Annotated in this window: 15 protein-coding genes; 2 read left to right on the top strand and 13 right to left on the bottom strand. The window is 44.5% G+C overall.

Annotation, left to right across the window (positions count from 1 at the left end; translation table 11 throughout):
* The first annotated feature begins 362 nt into the window (after positions 1–362).
* Positions 363–2,198 carry an APC family permease gene (locus WD019_RS16545; RefSeq protein WP_425712212.1) on the top strand — a complete coding sequence of 612 codons (1,836 nt, stop codon included), beginning with the start codon at positions 363–365 and terminating at the stop codon, positions 2,196–2,198.
* 457 nt (positions 2,199–2,655) lie between these two features.
* Here WD019_RS16545 and kynA read toward each other — a convergent pair whose 3' ends face one another.
* Together kynA and kynU are read right to left on the bottom strand one after the other, a co-directional pair.
* On the bottom strand, positions 2,656–3,510 hold the full coding sequence (kynA, locus tag WD019_RS16550) for a tryptophan 2,3-dioxygenase (protein ID WP_425712213.1): 855 nt from the start codon (positions 3,508–3,510) through the stop codon (positions 2,656–2,658).
* A gap of 88 nt (positions 3,511–3,598) precedes the next feature.
* The gene (kynU, locus tag WD019_RS16555; protein WP_425712214.1) at positions 3,599–4,885 is read right to left on the bottom strand and encodes a kynureninase; all 1,287 of its coding nucleotides are present in this window, start codon (positions 4,883–4,885) and stop codon (positions 3,599–3,601) included.
* A gap of 140 nt (positions 4,886–5,025) precedes the next feature.
* On the opposite strand from kynU, the gene WD019_RS16560 reads away from it, so the two are divergent.
* The gene (locus WD019_RS16560; protein ID WP_026677376.1) at positions 5,026–5,637 is read left to right on the top strand and encodes a TetR/AcrR family transcriptional regulator; all 612 of its coding nucleotides are present in this window, start codon (positions 5,026–5,028) and stop codon (positions 5,635–5,637) included.
* 50 nt (positions 5,638–5,687) lie between these two features.
* Here WD019_RS16560 and WD019_RS16565 read toward each other — a convergent pair whose 3' ends face one another.
* The 11 genes from WD019_RS16565 to WD019_RS16615 form a co-directional block, all read right to left on the bottom strand.
* Positions 5,688–6,374: a TerC family protein gene (locus tag WD019_RS16565; RefSeq protein WP_425712215.1), complete on the bottom strand. Its 687-nt coding sequence runs from the start codon at positions 6,372–6,374 to the stop codon at positions 5,688–5,690.
* A 281-nt stretch (positions 6,375–6,655) separates the two neighbouring features.
* Positions 6,656–7,420 (bottom strand): LamB/YcsF family protein, encoded by a 765-nt coding sequence (locus WD019_RS16570; protein WP_425712216.1) that lies wholly within the window; start codon positions 7,418–7,420, stop codon positions 6,656–6,658.
* The gene (locus WD019_RS16575; protein ID WP_425712217.1) at positions 7,413–8,417 is read right to left on the bottom strand and encodes a biotin-dependent carboxyltransferase family protein; all 1,005 of its coding nucleotides are present in this window, start codon (positions 8,415–8,417) and stop codon (positions 7,413–7,415) included. Before WD019_RS16575 ends, WD019_RS16570 begins: the two co-directional genes overlap by 8 nt.
* Positions 8,418–9,128, bottom strand: a complete 711-nt coding sequence (pxpB, locus tag WD019_RS16580; protein ID WP_425712218.1) for a 5-oxoprolinase subunit PxpB — start codon at positions 9,126–9,128, stop codon at positions 8,418–8,420.
* A gap of 253 nt (positions 9,129–9,381) precedes the next feature.
* Positions 9,382–10,029, bottom strand: a complete 648-nt coding sequence (gene pcp, locus WD019_RS16585) for a pyroglutamyl-peptidase I (RefSeq protein WP_425712219.1) — start codon at positions 10,027–10,029, stop codon at positions 9,382–9,384.
* Positions 10,030–10,043: 14 nt separating this feature from the next.
* Positions 10,044–10,817 carry an IclR family transcriptional regulator gene (locus WD019_RS16590; RefSeq protein ID WP_425712220.1) on the bottom strand — a complete coding sequence of 258 codons (774 nt, stop codon included), beginning with the start codon at positions 10,815–10,817 and terminating at the stop codon, positions 10,044–10,046.
* 27 nt (positions 10,818–10,844) lie between these two features.
* Complete coding sequence (locus WD019_RS16595) at positions 10,845–11,798, bottom strand: DUF979 domain-containing protein (RefSeq protein ID WP_425712221.1); 954 nt, start codon at positions 11,796–11,798, stop codon at positions 10,845–10,847.
* Between the two features lie 3 nt (positions 11,799–11,801).
* The gene (locus tag WD019_RS16600) at positions 11,802–12,503 is read right to left on the bottom strand and encodes a DUF969 domain-containing protein (RefSeq protein ID WP_425712222.1); all 702 of its coding nucleotides are present in this window, start codon (positions 12,501–12,503) and stop codon (positions 11,802–11,804) included.
* Between the two features lie 163 nt (positions 12,504–12,666).
* Positions 12,667–14,559, bottom strand: coding sequence for a squalene--hopene cyclase (shc, locus tag WD019_RS16605; protein ID WP_425712223.1), 1,893 nt, complete (start codon positions 14,557–14,559; stop codon positions 12,667–12,669).
* Between the two features lie 570 nt (positions 14,560–15,129).
* Complete coding sequence (locus WD019_RS16610) at positions 15,130–15,741, bottom strand: nucleotidyltransferase family protein (protein ID WP_026677365.1); 612 nt, start codon at positions 15,739–15,741, stop codon at positions 15,130–15,132.
* Positions 15,734–16,783 carry an XdhC family protein gene (locus WD019_RS16615; protein ID WP_425712224.1) on the bottom strand — a complete coding sequence of 350 codons (1,050 nt, stop codon included), beginning with the start codon at positions 16,781–16,783 and terminating at the stop codon, positions 15,734–15,736. Before WD019_RS16615 ends, WD019_RS16610 begins: the two co-directional genes overlap by 8 nt.
* Between the last annotated feature and the right edge of the window lie 154 nt (positions 16,784–16,937).

Consider the following 16,937-nt stretch of genomic DNA (forward strand, 5'->3'; position numbering starts at 1 on the left):
GGATTTATTTTCCGAAATACTAAAATCCGTAAATGGTTCGTGCGTATATGGAACTGTCATAAGTGTATACCTCCAAATTGTTTTTTCACCAATAAAACTAATGCAAGTTTAATGCCAAAATCAAAAATAACCCGGTAGAAATAGATTTTAGGAATTGCGTGCAAAATAAATTTGCATTCAACATCTTATTTTTGCATAACACAGGCAAAATAAATTGGCAGTTATCCTCCGAAAACGAAGGTTCGGTTACGAAAAATTATTTCAATGAAAGAAGGTTTTTTCATACATCTTCTATTGTAGGAGAAACTAAAATGGTGTATAAATGATTTATTCAAATTTAATCATGATCCAGGAGTTTGATTATGTATAGTAAAATAAAACGGCTTTTAATCGGTAAACCATTAAAGTCCAATGAATTGCACGATCAAAAACTGAATAAATTAAAGGCACTCGCCATTCTTTCTTCGGATGCCTTATCTTCAGTGGCCTACGGTCCTGAACAAATTTTGATTGTTCTGGCTACCGTCAGTGCTATCGCATTTTGGTATTCGTTGCCGATTGCCATTGGTGTTCTTATTTTATTAGCCGCGCTCATTTTATCGTATCGCCAAATTATTTACTCTTACCCTCATGGCGGCGGCGCGTATATGGTCGCTAAAGAAAATTTAGGGATGAACTTTGGCCTCATCGCCGGAGGATCACTATTAGTCGATTATATATTAACGGTTGCGGTTAGCGTTTCAGCCGGTACGGATGCGATTACGTCGGCTTTTCCAACACTTCATCCATACAGTGTGATTATTGCGGTTTGCATCGTCATTATCATTACCCTTCTTAATTTAAGAGGATTGACCGAATCAGCAACCGTCCTGGCTTATCCCGTTTACTTGTTTGTGATTGCACTTGCAATTTTAATTGTTGCCGGCATTTATCAAGTAGCAACCGGACATGCCCCGGCTCATGCGCACACTGCGGTAGGAACGCCGGTTGCGGGTGTCGGTTTATTCCTTTTATTAAAGGCTTTTAGTTCAGGCTGTTCGGCATTAACCGGGGTAGAGGCGGTTTCAAACGCCATTCCAAACTTTAAAGATCCCGCTCCGAAAAATGCGGCGGCAACGCTAGTCATGATGGGTTGCATTTTAGCGTTTCTATTTTCCGGAATTGTCTTTTTAGCCTATTGGTATGGCATTGCGCCTTCCGCAAAAGAAACAGTCATGTCTCAGCTTGGCGCCTCGATCTTTGGACGAAATATTTTTTATTATTTCATCCAGGCAACGACTGCGCTGATTTTAGTGCTGGCCGCTAACACCGGCTTTTCAGCATTTCCATTGCTTTCGTTTAATCTCGCGAAAGATAAATTTATGCCAAGGCCGTTTACGGTAAGAGGCGATCGCTTAGGTTATTCGAACGGAATTATTACATTAGGTGTAGCATCCATTATTCTTATTCTCATTTTTAAAGGGAACACCGAAAATCTTATTCCTTTATATGCCGTTGGGGTGTTTATTCCGTTCTCGTTGTCTCAAACCGGGATGATTCTGAAATGGATCCGTGAAAAACCGTCTGGCTGGATGGTCAAATTAGCGGCGAACCTTTCCGGAGCCTTAATTTGTTATTTAATATTAATCATCTTTTTTGTTACAAAGTTTAGCAAAGTGTGGATCGCCCTTATTTTTATTCCGCTTGTCGTTTTCATCTTCCACAAAATTCACGAACATTATATAGCGGTTGGCGATCAATTAAGGGTCGATTTATCGAAAAAGCTAAAAGATACACCGATTAATGAAAATGTAGTGATCGTACCAGTCGCTGGCATTACGAAAGTCGTCGCACAATCGTTGAACTATGCGAAATCATTATCGGATAATGTCATTGCCGTTTATGTCGGGCAAAGTCCGGAAGCGATCGAAAAAATGGAGAAAGAATGGGAACAATGGGATACAGGAGTGCGGCTTGTAACCTTGCATTCCCTTTACCGAAGCATTCTTACTCCTTTAAGCAAGTTTATTGATACGGTCCAATATAAAACCGAACAAACAGGAGTAAAAACCGCGATTACCGTTGTCATGCCGCAATTTTATACCAAACGATGGTGGCAAAGCTTCCTCCACAATCAATCAGGACTGTTAATCCGTGCCTATTTGGTCCGCACGAAAGACATCGTCATCGCAACCGTTCCTTATCGGTTTAAAAAATAAAAAAGCGCCGTTGTGGCGCTTTTTTATTTTTCTTTCATACATAAGATCCCTCTGGAATTATAGAAGAACAAAATGCTTCATATCTTTGTTCGAAGTTAAGTTTTCTTTAATTTTTCGCATTACTTTCGGAAACATATTAGGGCTACAGACAATAAAGCAAAGATTTCCGACAATAAGTGAGTTCAAACGGACAATAAATTGCTTTTATCGGACAATAAAATTAGTATTATTTGCATTTATTGTCCGAAACGCAAGGGTTATTATCCAAAAAGGAGTACTTATTATCCGAATATCATTAGTTACTGTCCAAATTAGAGCACTTACTATTTTCCAAGGACAAAATAATGTAATACATTTGGATAAATCGTGGTTTGTCAGTATCGCGAATTGCTGAATCCCGTTATTCAGTGTAAAAAACTGACAAAAGCGTTTAACTTTTGTCAGCTTTTTCGTTTCATTATAGTTTTGTCCGTAAATCCCATAGTTCAGGGAAGAAGCGGTGGTCGAGGACCTTTTTCAAATATTTCACACCGGATGATCCTCCGGTTCCCATTTTAAATCCGATGATTCGTTCGACCGTTTTCATATGACGGAAACGCCATTGTTGCAGCCAGTCTTCCAGATCGACAAGCTTCTCTGCCAATTGATACAAATCCCAATACGTATCAACATCGCGGTAAACAGCAAGCCATGCCGCTTCAACTGAAGGATCTCCTTCATAAGGTTCCGTCACGTCCCGGTTTAAGACTTCCGGGTTAATTGGAAAACCTGCTTTCGCCAATGCCTGGATGGACACATCATAAAGGCTAGGAGCTTGAAGCGCCTCCGTTAGACGTTCGTGCAACACCGGATCCTTTTTGTAAATTTCAAGGACGTGGCGCGTCTTATAGCCAAGCGCGAACTCAATCATCCGGTATTGATATGATTGGAATCCTGAAGCCTGGCCCAACTTTTCGCGGAACTCCATATATTCAGAAGGGGTCATCGTTGCCAGAACATCCCATGCTTCAATAATTTGCGACTGAATTTTCGATACGCGCGCAAGCATTTTAAACGCCGGCTGAAGTTCATCTTTTTGAATGGAAGCGATCGCCGCCCCGACCTCATGCAAGATTAATTTCATCCACAATTCGCTCACTTGATGGATGATGATGAATAACATTTCATCATGGTGCCCGGACAGTCTTTTTTGGCTGTCAAGCAGGCTGTCTAACTGCAAGTACTCCCCATATGTCATTCGATTAATAAAATCGGTATGGATCCCTTTCTCCGCAACTAAATTTTCCTTATGGTGCACGTTTTTTTCCGTCATCGATGCACTTCCTTTCTATTCATCAAACGTTTGTTTAATGTGCTTGTTCCCACCTGTAACTTGCGGCAGGCGCCTATTTTAAGGATCGTTAAGCGACTACCCCTCTTTTATTTTCAAACTTTTTATATTGCTCTTCCATCATAATTTTCTTCAATATTTGTACGGTATGCCATACATCCGCATACGTATTGTAAAGGGCGACAGGCGCAAGGCGAATGCCATTTGGCGCGCGGAAATCAGGAATCACCCCATTTTCTTTTAACGCTTTGCAAATTCGCGCAGCTTCTGCATGTTCTAAATAAATATGCCCGCCCCGCCGTTCGTCGTCAAGCGGATTCCCGATCGTAAAGCCCATGCCATCGAGTTCACTCAAGATTAAATCGATCATGTAGCGTGTAATTTGGAGCGATTTTTTTCTTAAGCGCTCGATTCCTGCTTCTTGAAATATTTCAAGCGAACCGATTAGCGGCGCTACGCTTAAAATATGCGGTGTGCCCATCTGGTAAGCCCCCGCATCTTCGGCAGAAGTCAGTACGTGCTCCATGTCGAATTGTTTATCTTTCCGGGAGCTGAACCAGCCGGCAAGCCCCGGCGTGCGGTTAAAATGCTTCCGGTTTACATAAAGGCCGGCTACGCTGCCCGGGCCGGCGCTTAAATATTTGTAATTGCACCAGAACGCAAAGTCAACGTCCCATTCCTTAAAGTCGTGCGGGATCGCGCCGATTGAATGGCATAAATCAAATCCAATAAGAATGCCGCGCTTATGGGCTTCTTCCGTCAGGCGCTTCATATTTAAAATTTGTCCGCTCCGGTATAAGACGCTCGGCAGGACGATAAGGGCAATATCATCCGTCATTGCATTGATCACGTCATCCTCGTCAATCGTCCGTCCATCGCGGCTTTTCACCTGAACTAACTGCTCATCCGGGTTCAGGCCTTTTAGTTTAATCTGGCTCTGTAAGGCATAAATATCGGTTGGAAACGTCAATTCATCTGCTAAAATTTTCGTCCGCTTCCCGACCGGCTCATAAAACGTCGCCACCAATTGATGGAGGTTGACTGTCGTGGAACCGGTTACAATCACTTCTTCAGGCAGAGCACCGATGAGTGGAGCCATTAAGCTCCCTAATTGTTCCGACAAGTAGAACCATGGATGTTCTCCTTCCGTCCATCCATCAATGCCGAACTGCTTCCAAGAATCAAGTAGCTTAAGCAGAGAAGCTTCCGCCCGTTTTGACATTAAACCGAGTGAATTCCCATCAAGATAAATCGTTCCTTCTTTTACATAAAACTCATTTCGGAATGAAGCTAACTCGTCCTGTAGGTCTAATTGAAGCGCATGTTCATAAGACGAATCAAACGTTTTCACATCCATTGCAGTCCCTCCGTTCGAATTTTCAGTAAGGTCTAAATTCACTATACTACGGAAACTGACATCATGTCAATGACATCATATCATTGACTATGGATCATCATTTTTTTACAATAAATAAAAATAAGGTCGGAGGAATTTCAATGGAGAAAGAGCTTTCAACACGCAAGTTGCGTTCGATGCAAACGAGAGAGAATTTGTTAGAAGCCGGCCGCGACATATTTCTGGCGGAAGGATTTCAAAAAACAACGATTTCCCAGATCATTAAAAAAGCCAATACCGGTTATGGCACGGCATATGTTCATTTTAAAAATAAAGATGATATTTTCATTGAATTAATGGAAGATGTCATGAACAAGTTTTATGGAATTGCCGAACTATCTTTCGAGCCTCAAACAGGCGAGGAAGCCTATCAATTGATCGAACATCAAGTAGGGCGTTTTTTAGAAATGGCAAATGAAGAACGGCGGATGATGCAGGTCATTGAGGAAGCGATTAGAGCATCGGATGATGTCAGACTGAGGTGGCAAACCATTCGCGAACGGTTTATCGAGCGCATTGCGCAGGACATTACCTATTCTCAAAAAATCGGGTTGGCCCGTACTGATGTTGACAGTCATTTAGCGGCCCGTGGTTGGTTTTATGCCAATGAAATGTACTTATGGGATATCGTTCGAAATGAGCACGGATATTCCGTCAAAGACATTGCCCATCACCTAACAGCGATGTACACTGGCGGGCTTTATAAGAGGTGAGGGATTCGAATAAATTAGTAAAACCCGGCAAAAACCGGGTTTTTTATTTTTTATGCCGTTGTCTTCTCTTTTTCTTTGTTCTTTTCTTTTTTGCCGCTGAACTTTCCGATAACGACAACAAGGATCGCTAAGGCAATCGGTATGACATAATGCCCGATTGGAAATACCGTTTCAATATAGTGCCCGACCGCTTTGTCGCCTAATGCCATTTCACCGGCCGTGTAACCGAGCAAAGCGGCTCCTAAAATAACAATAATCGGAAAACGGTGCATCAAGTTCATCAACAGTTGGCTCGCCCAAATAATTAACGGAATGCTAACGGCTAGCCCAATTCCGATAAGCCAGAGGTTGCCTTCTGCCGCGCCGGCGATTGCGACCACATTATCTAAACTCATAACCAGGTCGGCAATGATAATCGTTTTAACGGCAGCAGCAATCGTTGAGCCGCCTTTTAAATCTTCATCCCCTTCATCCCCTTTAAGCAGGTGAATCGCAATCCAGACGAGCAATACCCCGCCAATTAGCTGAAGGAACGGTATGTTGAGCAACCATACAACGACAAATGTGAGAATGACGCGTAAAAGAATGGCGCCGAAGCTCCCCAGAAATACGGCTTTTTTCCGCTGGTCGATAGGAAGGTTTCGGCATGCGAGCGCAATGACAACCGCATTGTCGCCGCTCAATACAATGTTAATTAAAATGATTTTAAGAAGGCCAACAAAAAAATCCCCATCCATAATGCAACACCCCTGAAAAAATAGTAGAGAAAAAAATAAAAGACTTTTGCTTTTTTACACAGGAAAGATACGTCTCCTCTGTAAAAAAGCAAAAGTCTCGCATAGTAAAGTCATATGATGACGGTACTTACAAAGCCGGGAACCAGATGGTCTCCGAATTGACGACTTTGTATCAAGAACCAGACGATTCTTGCCGCTACTCCCCTTTGCATATTTAATTTGTCTTTACAAATTAGAAATTATACCATAAGAATACTCCTAAATGCCAATTTTGTCTATAATTAATTTTCAAAACACGCCTGGATGCTTATTCCTGCTTTCATAAGAGTTTGATGTATGTTTCGTGCAAATTCGAGTGCATGAACACCGTCTCCATGAATGCAAATCGTGTCCGCGTGAATCTCGACGTCAGTTCCTTGCAATGAGCGGACGTGGCCTTCTTTGACCATTCGAATTACCTGGCTCACAGCCTGTTCTTCATCGGTAATAAGCGAATTTTTTTGCCTCCTCGGTGTAAGCGTTCCGTCCATTTGATATGTGCGATCAGCAAACACTTCATTGGCCGTGCGAAGCCCGACCTTTTCTCCAGCGCGAACAAGCTCGCTTCCGGATAGCCCGAATAAAACCAGCTCCGGATTGACGTTGTAGACGGCCCTGGCGATTGCTTCTGCAAGTTCCGGGCTTTTCGAGGCCATATTGTATAATGCCCCGTGCGGTTTTACATGGCACATCTTTCCGCCTTCTGCCTGAACAAAAGCATGTAAAGCCCCAATCTGATAGACAACAAGACAATACGCTTCATCTGGGGAAATATCCATATTTCTGCGCCCAAAACCGGCCAAATCCGGAAGCCCGGGGTGTGCCCCGACCGCCACACCTTTTTCAAGCGCCATTTTCACGGTTTTTTTCATCGTCGCCGGATCTCCCGCATGAAAACCGCAGGCAATATTCGCAGACGTCACAAAGTCTAATAGGTCGTGATCGTTCCCTTTTTGATAAGGGCCGAAACTTTCACCCATATCGCAATTCAAATCCACTTTAAACACGCTTAAAGCCTCCCGTCTTCATTAATTCAATGCTGCATTTCAGCTGATTGATCGCTCTTTCTCTTAAGAGAAGCGCGTAATGGGCTTCCTTTACGGTTGTGTTTTGAAAACGGAGCGTATCACCCGGCTTTTTCTGGGCGAGAATCGGAAGGTCAATTGTCGCCACATAGCCGATTTTCGGATAGCCACCCGTTGTTTGCCTGTCCGCTAAAAGAATGATGGGGCTTCCTCCGGGCGGAACCTGGATCGTTCCTGCTGATACAGCTTCTGAAACTTGCTCTTTCGGCTTTTTTAATTGCAAATCCGGACCGGAAAGCCTGTATCCCATTCGGTCGGACTGGGGGGCAATTTGAAACTCATCTTCAAAAAAACGTGTTCGGCTTTCTTCCGTAAAGTCTTTAAATTCCGGACCACCAATCGTTCTAACAGATCGGTTATCATACGAAGGAATGGCATTTTCGCCAATCGACCAGTTGGCTGTCGAGAAAGGGGCGTCTCCTTTTTTATCGAGGCTGAAACAATCTACACTCGTTTTTCCTATTGGAAGCCGGTCACCGGTCTTTAATGCTCGCCCTTCCAATCCTCCCAGCTTTGCCCGGACATACGTGCTCCGGCTTCCCATAACAATAGGCACATCGATTCCACCGGCAATCGCAACATATGCGCGGCACCCTTTTTTGGCATGACCGAACGCTAGCACACTTCCTGCCTTCACCCATACGGGACGCCACGATAGCACCGGCTTGCCGTTTATTTTCGGGGATAAATCACCGCCGCTGATGGCGATAAGGTGGTCTTCATGAAATAGAAGCTTCGGTCCGATAAGTGTTGCCTCAATTACTGCCGCCCCTTCTTCATTGCCGACGAGCAAATTGCCCATTCTTAAAGCAAAAGGATCCATCGCACCGCCGACAACAACACCGTGCTTTTGATAGCCGGTTCTTCCTGAGTCTTGAATCGTTGTCGATAAGCCGGACTGGAGTATTTCAATGCTCATCTAGTCGCCCACCTCCAAGCGTTCAAACTCTTCACGTGAAATCGGCTGAAACCGGACGACATCACCCGCACGCAATAGACTTGGCTGATCTTCTTCCGGGCGGAATAATTTTATAGGTGTTTTCCCAATGAGCTGCCAGCCGCCAGGACTTTCAATCGGATAGACGCCTGTTTGTTTTCCGCCAATTCCAACACTGCCAACAGGAATAGAAACTCTCGGAGACGGACGCCTTGGGACAGCGAGACGTTCATCCATCCCCCCTAAATAAGGGAACCCGGGCGCAAATCCGATCATATAGACCATGTATTCCGTTCCGGAGTGGATTCTGACCACCTCTTCTGGCGTTAACCCGGCATGGTTTGCAACTTCTTTTAAATCCGGGCCGAACTCCCCGCCATAGCAAACCGGAATGTCAACCACTCGTGATTCGCTTTGCTTTCTGGTTGAAAGTTTAGATAGAATTTGTTTCAACGTTTTCACAACAGCTTCATAAGGGAATTCATTTATTGACTGATTGTAAATCTTGAGCGGGTCATAAAAAACGGCCACCGTCGTAAAGCCCGGCACATATTCGGTCATTCCGTCAAAAGGGTGTTCTTCCAGATAGGCGGATAAAGCCGTTACTTTCTCATGCGTCTTTCGGTCGATTTCTTCTCCCATATTGACAATCATGCCGGAATCCCCGAGCGGTGTAAATTCGTAGTGCTCCATTTTTTGACCCTCCTTTTCTTGTTCTTTATGCCTTCATCATAGCTTTGGAAAATAAAAAACGATGGTTGGAAAATAAATCAGCATGATCGGAAAGTAAATTTCAATGTTTGGAAAATAAATCATGATTTTCGGACAATAAACAATTGATTTCGGACAATAAACGGCTTCCCAGACTAAAACTTATGCTTCATTCAGGCGATTCAGAGCCAAAAATGTGTGAATTTTTGAATTTTAACTTTATTTTCGAACAATTTTAGTGAGTTTGCCCTCCGATTTCAACTATATCGCGCTCATATGTTACAGCAGCGCGAATTGCGGCCTTTAGCCCTTTTACGATCGTCTCCAGCGCCATGCTTGGCTGCCCCGGATGGTGCACTGCTTGCTCGGGCAATAGCGGGATATGGATAAAACCGCCGCGAATCGGATGTTTTGCCTTTGCGACATAATTCATTAACCCATAAAAAAGATGGTTGCAGACAAATGTGCCCGCCGTTTGAGAGACGGAAGCCGGGACGCCCTGCTTCTTCATTTCTTTGACCATTGCTTTAATTGGCAATGTGGACCAATATCCGACAGGCCCGCCTTCTACAACTGGCGTATCGATCGGCTGATTGCCTTCATTATCTGGAATCTGGGCGTCATTTACATTGATGGCCACACGTTCGACTGTAAGATCAGGGCGGCCACCTGCCTGTCCGACACAAATGACAATATCCGGATTTGTTTCTTCAATGGATTTATACAAAACATCAAGCGATTTTGCGAAAACAGTCGGTATTTCCCGCACCTCGATTTGATATTCTTTTGCGAAAGACCCTTCTAATTGTTTGACCGCTTCTAAAGCCGGATTAACCGGTTCTCCGCCAAACGGATCGAATCCTGTCACTAAAACTGTCTTCATCGTGAATGCCCCTTTCAATCCGAATCCAAATAGTTTTTCCGCCATCCGAGCCGTACGGAGATTTCTTCCGCCGCTCCTTTTACCTGGCGAACCAATTCAGGAATCCGTTCGTCGTTCAATCGGGATTCGGGACCGGCAATGCTGAGCCCTGCAGCGAGGTGGCCCGTATGATCAAATACGGGAGCAGCAATCGCGACGGTATCATTCTCTAATTCTGAATAGCTGATCGTATACCCTTCTTCTCTAGCATCCTGTAATGCTTGCTGCAATCTTTTTTTATCCGTAATCGTCCCGGCACCGACCGGCTTTAGCTCCGTCTCGTTTAAATAGGTTTCACGCTCTTCTCTTTCAGAAAATGCGAGGATGATTCTCGAGCACGCTCCTGCATATAAGGGCGACCTTCTTCCGATCTTCGTATAAAGGCGAACAGGGTGCGGAGTGTCCACTTTTTCAATGTACATCGCCTCGGTTCCGTCTTTGACGATTAAGTTGACCGCTTCCTGCACCTCATCACGCAATTTTTTCATAACGGGCAAGGCGATTTGCCGGATATCCAAACGATCGGCAACTAATTGGCCAAACTGTAAAAACAATAATCCAAGTGAATAGTTTCCTTCTTCATCTTTTTGCAATAATCCCATGCTCTCTAGCGAACCCGCCATTCGATGAACGGACGTTTTCGGCATGCCGGACAATTCAACCATTTCATTGAGATTCAATGTTGCGTGGCGGACGAAAAGATTGAGCAGGTCCATCGATTTAACGACCGTTTTGTTTTTATTTTGCATCTTGCATTCTCCCAACAGCCTGAAATTTTATAGTGAAAATAAATACATTAAGACAATATTGACTCCTAAAATAATGAGCGCAGTCGGAGTTTGAACTTTTATCACCCGGTTTTTATCCTTTAAATCAAGCAATGCCGCCGGAACGATGTTAAAGTTTGCGGCCATCGGCGTCATCAATGTCCCGCAATAACCGGCAAACATCCCGATCGCGGCTACATGGTTGGCGTTAACCCCAAATTGATGGATCAAAAGAGGAATCGCAATTCCCGCTGTCATGACTGGAAAAGCCGCAAAAGCATTGCCCATGATCATCGTAAATAGCGCCATTCCGATACAATACGCGACCACGACCCAGAAAAGGGAGTGAGTTGGAATAACGTGGCCTACTAGCTTTGAAACAACCGTCCCGACCCCGGCGCTGGCAAAAATCGTCCCCAATGTCGCAAGCATTTGCGGAAGGACAGCGGCCCAACCGATCGACTCCAATAGACGTCTCGATTCTTTAATCGCAACAGCCGGCTTGCTCTTTGTCATCAGCAGCCCGACGATCAGCGCCACAACCGTTGCCGCACCTAACGAAACTAATGTCAAATTCTTCTGGTCAAATAAAAAGGTTCCGAATACTTTCACCCCTTTTAATCCTGTCGTTCCCGCAACGGTTAAAATCGGAATCAACAATGCAGGGACAAACAGCCATTTCCCCAGACGTTTTTGATTTTGCTTTCTTTCCTCAAGGCTCGCTTCACCGTAACTCCCCTTGCCTAATCCTCCAAATCCGACAAGCACTACTAGAACGATGGCGAGAAGCCCCATATAAAACGACGGAATGACCTTTCCAAGTAAAAGCGATATCCCGTATAACAAATAGAATAGCCCGGATGTGAGGCGACGCGGATTGTTCCGGTCAAAAAACGTGTAAATGCTGCCCGCTATGGCAATGATCCCTAAAAATATATAAACAAGTTCAATTGAAATAAACAACGGTTACGCCTCCTTCTTTTTCGAAACTTCAGAGCTTTCGTAGTTTCGAAGTTTCCGGTCTAATGAACGGTCAAGCAAGAATAAGCGAATGAAGTGCACAATAAGGGCGCAAATCGCGGTAGGAATGGCCCATAATGCCATTTTCAATGGATCAGACGCGATGTGGTTTTGAGCAAAAAATCCTTGCATTAACAAAATCGCGCCAACTGCGACAAAGACATCCTCTCCGAAAAATACGCCGATATTGTCCGCAGCAGCGGCATGCGCGCGAATGTTTTCCTTCACATCTTCAGGCACTTTTTTATACTTTGCTTCCGCCGCTCCCTCTGCCATCGGAGCGATGAGCGGGCGAACCATCTGGGCATGGCCGCCGATGGAAGTAAGGCCGAATGCAGCCGCTACTTCACGAATGAAAAAATAGAGCATAAGAATGCGTCCGGCCGTTGCCGCCTTGATTTTGGAAACGACTGATTCCGCCTGTTCACGCAATCCGAATCGTTCAAGCAGCCCGATCACCGGCAGCGTGGCAATAAAGACGGCCATATAGCGGTTGACCGTAAACGCCTCGCCAAACTGCGAAATGATTTCGTATAACGATTGATGAGCGACAAGCCCTGTCACAAGCCCAGCCACTGTTACAACCAATAGCGGGTTTAAGCGAATAATGAAGCCAATAATGACAATTGCGACCCCGATAAGTACCAATCTAGATCTTCCTTCCTTTATTGGTGTTCCGAAATTCGGAACACCAATTCCAAATTATTAATTTAATGATAATATTCGCAAAACTAAAAATCAATTACATTCTTTCGGAATTTGCAGAAAAATGTTGGAAAATGAAAAAAGGCAGATTAGCTAATCCACCTTTTCAAAAAAATTTCTTTTTATAATGAACAAGCGCAAGCAACGGCCAGATGTAGTCGTAGCTATGGTAGTGAATGTAAAATGCACCCGCCATTCCCTTTCCTTTCGGATACTGCCTGATCCATTTTTCTTGTCCTTCTCCACCGGCTAAAAAACGGATTCCGCGTTCGATTTCAGGCGTCGTATCCCCTGAGGCGGCAATTAATGCATCAAGTGCCCACGCCGTATGGGTCCGCGTGCTAACTCCTAGTGGAATATATCTTTTTTCAATATCGCTCCTGCAAGATTCCCCCCATCCACCATCCGGATTTTGAGTTTTCTTTAACCATGTAACCGCTTTTTGAATCGATGGATGATCATGTGGCACACCGACTGCCCGCATTCCCGTGACAGCCGCCCACGTACCGTACAAATAACAAATCCCCCAGCGACCGAACCATGAACCGTCTTCCCTTTGAGAATCGAGCAGCCACTTTATTCCGCGCTTAATCATTGGATAGTGCCGATTTAAATACGTGCAATCTCCTAAAAAGCCAAGCGTCCTTCCCGTTAAATCGGGTGTTGACGGATCAATCAATATATCCTGTCCTTCTTCAATTGGCAGCAATGTAAGAAATTCTTTATCTACATTTCTCTCAAAAGCCGGCCAGCCGCCGTCACTGTTTTGCATCGAGAGCACCCAGTCCATTCCCCTCTCCCATGCCCGCCGATAAATGGCATTCTCCGGCGCTAATCGGCGAATCGCTCTTAATGCGGCGGTCGAGTCATCGACATCAGGATTGATTGTATTCATGTCGGAAAATCCCCAGCCCCCCGGCTTCGCATGAGGATTGTGTACGGCCCAGTCCCCATATTTATTCTGCTGCCGGGAAAGAATATATTGATTTGCCTTTTGAATGACCTTTGTTGAAGGAGAAAGGCCCGCTTCTTGAAGCGCATAGCTAATTAACGTTGTATTCCATACGTTTGCCGTCGTGTATTGCGCATGAAGGTTGCCACCAATTTGGCAGATCATCGATTTTAAGCCTTGAACAGCCCGGCGGATAATCGGGTCTGTTTTCGCATATCCCCGGGCAAGTAAAGCAAAAATCATTAAAAACGTTGCACTATAAAAGCATTCGAACGTTCCATCAGGCTCAATTCGTTTAAGCATGTACTCTTCGGTCCGTTTTAAAGCGGCTTCATGCGATTGATCGGGATCAACGATGCTTTGAATCCCATGTTTGATTAAATTCAAAACGGAGTGCCATTCCAAATTTTGATCGTCATTTAATCCGAAGTCCCCAAAAAAGGCCCGATTTTGCCCTATAAACAAATCAGACAAATCCGGCGATTGTTCAGACTTTATGCTGTACTTATAGTCGGCAAGAATAAGAATGGGGGCAAAGTTCACTCTCCCAAAGACGGACAAATCAAAGAAATTGACCGGAAATGAAAGTGGTAGAAGCATCACTTCAACGGGAATTGAAAAATAAGCCGGCCATTCATATTGCCCGGTGATCGCCAGCATGATTTTCGTAAATGTATGCGCCTCTTGAATGCCACCTTTTGAAAGAATAAACTGTTTCGCCCGCAGCATTTCAGGTTCATGTCTCTTTCGGTAACCGGAAAACAGAAGGGCATAATATGCTTCCACCGTCGTTGATACGTTCCCATCTCCTTCATCATAAAAAAGCTTCCACGCGCCATTAGATTCCTGTTTTTTTACTATTCGGTTGACTAATGAACGGATTAATTCTTCATCATTGATTTCCAACATCCGAAGCAAAATGATCAAATAACAATCCGAAGAAATTCCTGTCTCAAACGGATAGCCCCATGAACCATCCGGCAATTGATCTTCGTAAAACCGATTCGCAATCCGGTTGATTTCAGCCTCCACTTCTTGCCACAACAACCAATCACACCTTCCTCAAAAAATGTTCATCTTCATACATATTCCTCTAAAACTATGATCATTCTTGAAAAAATGGCATAAACTTTTTTCGGGTGAACCTATAAGCCTAATGCTACTGCCCTTTCAGCTAAGAAAGTTCTTATTTTCAAGAATCCATTTTCGCCTGTAAAAAAATAAAAAAATAGAAGCAAACTTCTCTAGTGGGTAGTGTGGTGCTATTTTCATGGCATTTGGACAATAAACAGTGGATTTCCGACAATAAATCGTTTCCATCGGACAATCAATGGCCTGTGTCGGACAATAAAATGAGTAGTTTTTTCACTTATTGTCCAAAAGTAAAATTTTATTGTCTAAACCGGATGATTTATTGTCTAAATAAGAGCACTTATTGTCCGAGAACGAAATCATGTAACGATTCGTGATCGTTTTTCCTCATTTCACAGATCTAACGAGGTGTTCTTAAAATAACGAATGTTCGATTACTGAAATCCAAACTATTTTTCTAGAAGGGGCACCAGGAACGTATCGTTTTCTACAGCAAAACTAGCCAAAACTCATTGGAAGTTTTGGCTAGTTTTCGTTTGCGTAGTTTTGCAGTTTGGCCAGGTCCTTCGGGGTATCCACATCTTCTCCCCAATACCCGTTTTCAAAATTAACCGTAATCAGCTTTTTGTGCTTTCGCGCCACAATGGAACGGCCGCCTTCATCCCCATCAATTTGGTCAAATTCAGCAAACAACTGGGAATCAAACAAAACAGGATGGCCTGCCTTCCCGTTATAACTGGGCCTTACGATCTGAATCCCCCTGCTTCGCGCTCCCTTATAGTGAGCGATTAATTGTTCGATTACTTCTACTTGAACGAGCGGCTGATCAGCCAAAACAATCACTGCCCCGTCCACCTTTCCAGCCACTTCGGCAATTCCTCGTTTTAAGGAAGACGCCATCCCGCTTGAATAGTTACGGTTGGCAATTACCTGTACCATAGGCAAATCTTTTGTAAGCCTCTTCAGCTTACCAACATTTTCTCCACCAATAAGGACAATCGGCGATAATTTTGATTGAACAACGGTTTCGACTGCATAACGAAAAAGAGGTTTGCCGCATAGATTAGCGAATAGTTTTTGCGATCCCATACGCGTAGACATACCGGCCGCCAGAATAATTGCACCTACTTTAACCATGGATTTTTACCTTGCCATGGAGTGGCGCTCCCGTGCGATTGTTTTTGAACGCCATCAATTCGGAAACGATGCTGATTGCCACCTCATCCATCGTCTCCGCGCCCAGATCAAGTCCAACGGGTGAATGAATAGGGCCACTTGTGAGATGAAAGCCAATTCTACCTAGCATCTCCTCCGTTCTTGTCATAGGACCGAGTACTCCAATGTAGCGTGGATCGCTTTGCAACGCAAGCCTGAGTGCAGATTGGTCCCGTTCCTGATGATGGTTCATGATGACCCACCAGGAACCGGCTACATATTCAGGAAGAAGATTGCCCGGCTCCTTAACGATGTGGTTAGCTCCTGGAAATCGTCTTTCATTGTTCCAATACTCCCGCGGGTCCACAATGGTGACAGAAAATCCAGTTTTCGCCGCCAACTCAGCAACCGGTTGGGCGTCTGGACCGGCACCCGCAATGATTAAACGCTCGTTTGGACGAAGCACATCTAGGACAAATCGTTGTTTTTCTGCTTCCACTACCTTTGCCCTCGTCTGTTCCCTCATCTCAAGCATTGCTCGCTTATATACTGCTTCGGGTAAATTTTCCGTCTCTCCATAGCACTCTCCATCTTTTCCGATCAACACCCGTGTGCCCTTTGAAACCTCCATAACAAGGCAAGCGACCTGTCCCGATTGCAAGACTTGACGGGCTGTACGCCAAAAGACATCGCCCTTTACTATTGGAAGTATGAATATTTCCAGCGATCCTTTACATCCAATGCCCAGGCTCCAGATTTCATCCGCACTCAAATCGTATCCATGTACCATCGGCGTTTTCTCACAAATCACTTTTTGTGCCCAACCGAAAAGGTCACTTTCCAAACAACCACCACTGATCGTTCCGAACATAGATCCATCCATCGCCATGATCATTTTTGTCCCTGGCTGTCGATAAGCCGATCCGCGAACACTTGTAACCATGAGCATAGCTGTTTCCTGCCCCCGGCCCCAGGCCAGCTCCATTTGATCCAAGATGTCGATAAACTCCTGCGCTCGTGACAAGTAGCTTCTCTCCCTTTTCTAAGCTGATTGACTTTCCCATTCATTATTCTCTAATTCCTAATCTATGAGACTCACCGCGTTCTTTATTCACCCGTGTTTGGAGGTTCTTTATAAGCAGCCGCCCTCCTAACAAAAAAAGAGGGTATCCTAAAAA

Source organism: Fictibacillus sp. Mic-4 (assembly GCF_049843615.1).
GTDB classification, from domain to species: Bacteria; Bacillota; Bacilli; order Bacillales; family Fictibacillaceae; genus Fictibacillus_A; species Fictibacillus_A gelatini.